At 74.6% G+C, this 6,716-nt stretch carries 5 protein-coding genes; 2 read left to right on the top strand and 3 right to left on the bottom strand.

The genetic code is table 11. The features are described 5' to 3' along the window. Nucleotides 1-44 precede the first annotated feature (44 nt). From ACFW1A_RS36905 to ureA, 3 genes are read right to left on the bottom strand one after another with little or no spacing between them, the layout of a single operon-like run. Nucleotides 45-1,082 carry an agmatine/peptidylarginine deiminase gene (locus tag ACFW1A_RS36905; protein ID WP_380417364.1) on the bottom strand — a complete coding sequence of 346 codons (1,038 nt, stop codon included), beginning with the start codon at nt 1,080-1,082 and terminating at the stop codon, nt 45-47. A gap of 19 nt (nt 1,083-1,101) precedes the next feature. Beyond that, nucleotides 1,102-2,802, bottom strand: coding sequence for an urease subunit alpha (locus tag ACFW1A_RS36900; protein WP_380417362.1), 1,701 nt, complete (start codon nt 2,800-2,802; stop codon nt 1,102-1,104). Then, nucleotides 2,799-3,509, bottom strand: coding sequence for an urease subunit gamma (ureA, locus tag ACFW1A_RS36895; protein ID WP_380417360.1), 711 nt, complete (start codon nt 3,507-3,509; stop codon nt 2,799-2,801). The genes ACFW1A_RS36900 and ureA overlap by 4 nt, the downstream gene beginning before the upstream one ends. A gap of 303 nt (nt 3,510-3,812) precedes the next feature. Here ureA and ACFW1A_RS36890 point away from each other — a divergent pair, with 303 nt between their 5' ends. Together ACFW1A_RS36890 and ACFW1A_RS36885 are read left to right on the top strand one after the other, a co-directional pair. Beyond that, nucleotides 3,813-4,241 (top strand): ATP-binding protein, encoded by a 429-nt coding sequence (locus ACFW1A_RS36890; RefSeq protein ID WP_380417358.1) that lies wholly within the window; start codon nt 3,813-3,815, stop codon nt 4,239-4,241. Between the two features lie 234 nt (nt 4,242-4,475). After that, a complete protein-coding gene (locus ACFW1A_RS36885) occupies nt 4,476-6,680 on the top strand; it encodes a SpoIIE family protein phosphatase (protein ID WP_380417356.1) in 2,205 nt (734 codons plus the stop codon). The last annotated feature ends 36 nt before the right edge of the window (nt 6,681-6,716 follow it).

The following is a 6,716-nucleotide window of genomic DNA, read 5'->3' as shown; positions in this document are numbered from 1 at the left end:
GCCCTGCGGCCCCCGCACGGGGGGGGTGGGGGGCCGACCTGCGGTCAGGGCCGGGGCTGCTGCTGGGTGATGCAGTGGATGCCGCCCCCGTTGGCGAAGATCTCGCGGGCGTCGACCAGTTCGACGGTGCGGTCGGGGTAGGCCTCGGCCAGGATGGCGGCGGCCTCCTGGTCGCGGGGGTCGTCGAAGGCGCAGAGGACGACGACGCCGTTGGCCACGTAGTGGTTGATGTAGGAGTAGTCGACCGGCTCGCCGTCCTCGTCGTGCAGCACGGTGGGGGCCGGGACCTCGACGACCTCCAGGCGGCGCCCCTGGGCGTCGGTGGCCGCGCGCAGGACGGCGACCAGCTCCTGGCAGACGGTGTGGTCGGGGTGGGCCGGGTCCGGCTGCACGTGGGCGAGCACCACGCCGGGGCGGACGAAGCTGGCGACGATGTCGATGTGGCCCCGGGTGCCGAACTCGTCGTAGTCGCGGGTGAGTCCGCGCGGCAGCCAGATCGCCTTGGTGGTGCCGAGGTGGGCGTGCAGCTCGGCCTCGACCTCCGCCTTGGTCCAGTCGGCGTTGCGGCCCTCGCCGAGTTGGACGGTCTCGGTGACCAGGACGGTGCCCTCGCCGTCCACGTGGATGCCGCCGCCCTCGTTGATCAGGCGGGAGGCGAAGCGCTGCGCGCCGGTCAGCCCGGCGACCTGCTCGGCGACGTGCTGGTCGTTCTCCCAGCTGGCCCAGGACTGGGCTCCCCAGCCGTTGAAGACCCAGTCGGCGGCGGCGAGCCGGCCGTCGGCGGCGACCAGGAAGGTGGGGCCGATGTCGCGCATCCAGGCGTCGTCCAGCGGGCGCTCGACGATCTGCACGGTCCCGTCGACGTACTCCTCGGCCGCCTTGGTCTCACCGAGGTTGACCACCAGGGTGACCGGCTCGTAGCGGACGACGGTGTTGGCGACCGCGGCCCAGGCGAGCCGGGCGGCGTGCAGCAGCTCGGGGGTGGCGAAGGTCTGGTTGCGGGTGGGGAAGGCCATCCAGGTGCGCTCGTGCGGGTGCCATTCGGCGGGCATCCGGTAGCCGAGCGAGGCGGGGGTGGTCATCGGGGCGAGTCCTTGGGGTTCAGAGGAAGTAGAGGCGGCTGAGCGAGACGCTCTCGCTGGGTTCGGAGCGCAGCGGCTCGCCGTCCAGCGAGACCAGTCCGGTGCCGGCGTCGACGCCGACCTGCCCGGTGCGGGCGTTGCGGACCAGGTCGCCCGGTCCGATGCCGCGGGTGCCGCGGACGCCCACGCGCCGGCGCCGGGTCGGCAGGCGGTCGCCGTTGTCGACCGCGGCCTGCGCCACGAAGGCCACCGAGAGGTCGGCGGCGGTGGCGCCGTGGGCACCGAACTGCGGTCCCAGTACCAGGGGTTCGCAGCGGTCGGTGGAGGCGTTGGGGTCGCCGACCACGCCGTAGGCGGGGAAGCCGGCCTTGAGCACGAGCTGCGGCTTGGCGCCGAAGTGGTCGGGGCGCCAGAGCACGATGTCGGCGAGCTTGCCGACCTCGATCGAGCCGACCTCGTGCGAGAGTCCGTGCGCGATGGCGGGGTTGATGGTGAGCTTGGCGATGTAGCGGAGCACCCGCTGGTTGTCGTCGCCGCCCTCGACGGTGCCGAACTCTCCGTCCAGCGCCCCGCGTTCGGCCTTCATCTTGCCGGCCATGGCGAAGGTGCGGCGCACCGTCTCGCCGGCCCGGCCCATGCCCTGGGCGTCGGAGGAGGTGATGCCGATCATGCCGAGGTCGTGCAGCACGCCCTCGGCGCCCATGGTGCCGGCCCGGATCCGGTCCCGGGCCATGGCGGCGTCGCCGGGCAGGTCGAGCTTGAGGTCGTGGGCGGAGACGATCATGCCGGCCGCCTCGGCGAGCGCGTCGCGGCCGAACGGCAGGGTGGGGTTGGTGGAGGAGCCGATGACGTTGGCGACGCCGGCCATCTTGAGCACGTTGGGCACGTGCCCGCCGCCGCAGCCCTCGATGTGGAAGGCGTGGATGGTGCGGCCCTCCAGCACGGCGAGGGTGTCCTCGACCGACAGGCACTCGTTCAACCCGTCGGTGTGCAGGGCGACCTGGACGTCGTACTGCTCGGCGACGCGCAGCGCGGTGTCCAGCGCGCGGGTGTGCGCGCCCATGTCCTCGTGCACCTTGAAGCCGCTGGCCCCGCCCTCGGCCAGCGCCTCCACCAGCGGGCCCGGGTCGGAGGAGGAACCGCGGCCCAGGAAGCCGATGTTGACCGGCCAGGCGTCGAAGGCGTTGAAGGCGTGCCGCAGCGCCCAGGGCGAGTTGACGCCCACGCCCCAGACCGGGCCGAACTCCTGGCCGATGATGGTGGTCACCCCCGCGGCGAGCGAGGCCTCCATGATCCGCGGCGAGAGCAGGTGGACGTGGGTGTCGATGGCGCCGGCGGTGGCGATCAGGCCCTCGCCGGAGACGATGGTGGTGCCGGTGCCGACCACCACGTCGACGCCGTCCATGGTGTCCGGGTTGCCGGCCCGGCCGATGGCGGTGATCCGGCCGTCGACCAGGCCGATCGAGGTCTTGCGGATGCCCTGGATCGCGTCGATCACCAGGACGTTGCTGATCACCACGTCGCAGGTGGCGCGGACGGTGGCGGCCTTGAGGTGCAGGCCGTCCCGGGCGGTCTTGCCGAAGCCGGCCAGGAACTCGTCGCCGGGCGCCTGGGAGTCGGACTCGACGCGGACGATCAGGCCGGAGTCGCCGAGCCGGATCCGGTCCCCGGCCCGCGGGCCGTGCACCGAGATGTAGTCGTGCGGGGAGATCGCTGTCATGACTCGGGCTCCGCGTCGTCGAAGGTGACCAGGTAGCCGGTGGCGCGGGCCTTGGCCAGGGCGGCCTCCCGGGCGCCGGGGGCGTCGAGCGGGCCGTCGACCAGGCCGGCGAAGCCGATGGCGATCCGGTCGCCGCCGATCGGGACCAGGCCGACCTCGACCACCGCGCCGGGGTCGAAGCGCACCGAGGAGCCGGCGGGAACGGCGAGTCGGGTGCCGTAGGCGGCCGCACGGTCGAAGGCCAGCCGCGGATTGACCTCGAAGAAGTGGTAGTGCGAGGTGACCGAGATCGGCACGGTCGAGGTGTTGTGCACCGGCAGCAGCACGGTCTCCTCGACCGGGTCGTAGCCGGTGCCCGGGCCGGGCAGGGCCGCGCCGGGCGCCTCGTGGCCGAGCGAACCGGCGCCCTGGAAGGGGTCGTTGACCACGGCGAGCCGGGTGCCGTCGTCGAAGACGGCCTCGACCTGGATGACGGTGACCACGTCCGCCACGCCGGGCAGCACGTCGTCGGCGCCGAGCACGCTGCGGCCGGCCGCGATCGCCTCGTGCAGGCGCTTGCCGTCGCGGGCGGCCTCGCAGACGGTGTCGGCGATCAGCGCGGTGGCCTCCGGCACGTTGAGCCGCACGCCGCGGGCGCGGCGGGCGCGGGCCAGTTCGGCGGCTGTGAAGATCAACAGCCGGTCCCGTTCGGTGGGTGTGAGTCGCACGGTGCCTCGCTGTGTTTAGAACGGCGTTCAAACGTGGTGCTGGCCATTGAACCCGGATCGGGTCGTCGTGTCCAGCCTTGCCCGGGTTGCCGGGATCCGCCCGCTGGGTGACCGCTGGGGGTGGTGTCCGTCCGCCGGAGGGTCCGGCCGGGTGCGCGGGGAAGCGGTAGACGGGGTGTCAGCAGGCCGCGCGCCGCGAGCCCCCCGCGCACCACGACCGACGTCCTGTGCACCGTTGCGGCAGCTGGGGGGCGGGGTTGACGATGGATCAACTGATCCGGGCACAGCTGGGGGGCGGGCCTGATGGAGAACCGGAACGACCTCGGCACCGCCACCGCGCTGCGGATCGCGTTGGCCCCGGGGCGGGCGGCCGCGCTCGGACCGCTGCGGGCGCGGTTGCGGGCGGCGCTGGCCGACTGGGGTCTGGCCGCGCTGACGGACACGGCCGAGCTGCTGGCCACCGAGCTGGCGGGCAACGCGCTGCGGCACACCGGGGCGGGCGCGGTGTTCACGGCCAGGCCGACCGGGTCGGGGCGGCTGCGGGTGGAGGTGGCGGACGCCTCGGCCGAGGTGCCGCGGCCGCGCACCGGAGCGGACGCGGACGCGCTCACGGACACGGCGGAGCTGGAGACCGGCGGCCGGGGCCTGCTGCTGGTGGAGGCACTGGCCGCGGACTGGGGGGTGCGGCTGGTCGGCCGGGGGAAGGTGACCTGGTTCGAGCTGCGGCAGTGACCGGCCGCGGCCGGGCCGCGCGCCGCCACGACTAGGCCCCGGACATATGCGGACACAGCGCGAGCGGGAGAACACCGTTCGTGCCGGTCGTGGCGGCATTGCTCCTACGGCGAACATTCGACAGGATAGTGAGAATGTGTGCCCGGACCGGGCTCCCGCCACCCGCGGGAGCGGCCGAGGACCACGAAGCCAGCAGACCGACCCGCCAGGGCAGTCAACCAGGGCAGGAGAACCATGGCGACTGAGCCCGAGCCGCAGGGGCCCGCACGCCTCCCACTCCCTCCGCCGGCCTCCGGCAGCCGCCGCGCGGGGCTGCGCGGCAGCAGCCTGGCGGCGGGCCGGATCGCCGTGCCCGCCGGCCTGCCGACCGTGCAGGCCGTGCAGTCCCGGGCCACCGACTCCACGCCGGACTGGCTGGAGCCGGCCATGGCGGCCAACGGCATCGGCTCCTTCGACTGGGACATCCGGCGCGACCTGATCGAGGCCGACCAGCGCGCGGCGGCGATCATCGGGATGACCGGCGGCACCTTCCGGCTCAGCTCCGAGGCCTTCCTGGCGCTGCTGCACCCCGAGGACGCCCCGGTGGTGCGCCGCCGGGTGGAGCGCGCGGTGGCCGAGCTCGGCCAGTGCGGCGCCTACTACCGCACCGTCTTCCCGGGCGGCACCCTGCACGCCGTGCGGTTCCGCGGCCGGGTGCTGGCCGACGCCTTCGGGCGCCCGTCGCGGATGGTCGGCTTCGTCTGGGACGCCACCGCCGAACTGCACAAGCGCGAGGACGCCGGCCGGCTGGCCGCGCTGCGCGAGGAGCGCTCGCGGTTCATCAAGGAGGCCGCCCGGGCGCTCTCCGAGGCGGTCACGGTGCGCGACGTGGCCCGGGTCTTTACTGAGCTGCCGCTGCCGGGCCTGCCGCCGGACGGCCTGGTGCTGGCCGCGTTCGAGACCGGCCGGCTGCAGATCCTGGGCGCCAGCGGCTACCGCGCCGACTACGTCGAGGCGCACGACCGCACCCCGCTGGAGCCGTTCCAGCCCGCGGCCGAGGCGATCCGCACCCGGCTGCCGGTCTTCCTGGCCAGCCCGCAGGAGTACCAGGCCCGGTTCGCGCAGGCCTGGCCGGTGGCCTCGCGCACCGGCCGCAGCGCCTGGGCCTTCCTGCCGCTGGTGGCCAGCGGGCGGCCGATCGGGCTGTGCGTGGTGAGCTTCGACGACGCCCGCGAGCTCGACGCCGACGAGCGGATCCTGCTCTCCACCCTGGGCGGCCTGGTCGCCCAGTCGCTGGCCCGGGCCCGGCTGCACGACGCCGAGCACGAGCTGGCGGCCGGTCTGCAGCGGGTGATGCTGCCGCGCACCGTGCCGGCCGTGCCCGGGGTGACCACCGCGGTGCGCTACCTGCCGGCCGGCTCCGGACTGCAGATCGGCGGCGACTGGTACGACGTGGTGCCGCTGCCCGGCGGGCACGTGGGCCTGGTGATCGGCGACGTGCAGGGGCACGACGTGCACGCGGCCGGCATCATGGGCCAGCTGCGGATCGCGCTGCGCGCCTACGCGGCCGAGGGCCACCCGCCGGCCGCCGTGATGGCCCGGGCCTCGCGCTTCCTGGCCGACCTGGACACCGACCACTTCGCCACCTGCACCTACGCCGAGGTCAACGTGGACTACGGCGTGGTCTACGCGGTGCGGGCCGGCCACCTGGACCCGGTGGTGCGCCGCGGGGACGGGAGCAGTGCCGTGCAGTCGGTGGTCGGCGGACTGCCGCTGGGGCTGGCCACGGACCAGGAGTACCAGGTCACCCGGTTCAGCCTGGACCCCGGGGAGACCGTGGTGCTGTGCACCGACGGCCTGGTGGAGTCGCGCACCATGGACGTGGACACCGGCATGGCGCGGCTGTGCGAGGCGGTGGCCGGCGAGCTGGAGCCGGGCGCGCAGGACCCGATCGAGGTGCTGGCTGACCGGATCGCGGCCCGGGCCGCCGACTCGGCCGAGCGCGAGGACGACATAGCGCTGCTGCTGCTGCGCTGGGACGGCCCCGAGGGCGGGCTGGCGGCGCAGCAGCTGCGCCGCCGGATCGGGCAGGCCGACCTGGCCCGGGTCGCCGAACTGCGCGGCGAGCTGCGGGACGCGCTGCGCCGCTGGGGGGTGGCCGAGCTGATCGACACCGCCGAGCTGCTCTCCTCCGAGCTGGTCACCAACGCGATCCGGCACACCGACCGGGACGCGATGTTCACCGCGCGGCTGTACCGCGAGGACGGCCGGGAGCCGCGGCTGCGGATCGAGGTGGAGGACGAGTCGGACCTGTGGCCCAAGCGCCGCACCCCCGGCGAGCAGGCCTCCTCGGGCCGCGGCCTGATGCTGGTCGAGGCGCTGGCCGACGCCTGGGGCGTGGAGCCGCGCGGGTCGGGCAAGCGGATGTGGTTCGAGGTCACCGCCACCGGGGCCGGCTGATCCGGTGGCACGGCTGCGGCCCCGGGCACCCGCCCG

This window comes from Kitasatospora sp. NPDC058965 (genome assembly GCF_042741245.1).
Lineage (GTDB): Bacteria > Actinomycetota > Actinomycetes > Streptomycetales > Streptomycetaceae > Kitasatospora.
The sequence above is the reverse complement of the archived record's forward strand: the minus strand, read 5'-3'. Positions and strand labels throughout refer to the sequence as shown.

Excerpts from the sequence above, each read along its gene's own strand:
- ACFW1A_RS36885 (WP_380417356.1), top strand. The coding sequence starts at position 4,476 with ATGGCGACTGAGCCCGAGCCGCAGGGGCCCGCACGCCTCCCACTCCCT.
- ACFW1A_RS36890 (WP_380417358.1), top strand. The coding sequence starts at position 3,813 with ATGGAGAACCGGAACGACCTCGGCACCGCCACCGCGCTGCGGATCGCG.
- ACFW1A_RS36905 (WP_380417364.1), bottom strand. The coding sequence starts at position 1,082 with ATGACCACCCCCGCCTCGCTCGGCTACCGGATGCCCGCCGAATGGCAC.
- ACFW1A_RS36900 (WP_380417362.1), bottom strand. The coding sequence starts at position 2,802 with ATGACAGCGATCTCCCCGCACGACTACATCTCGGTGCACGGCCCGCGG.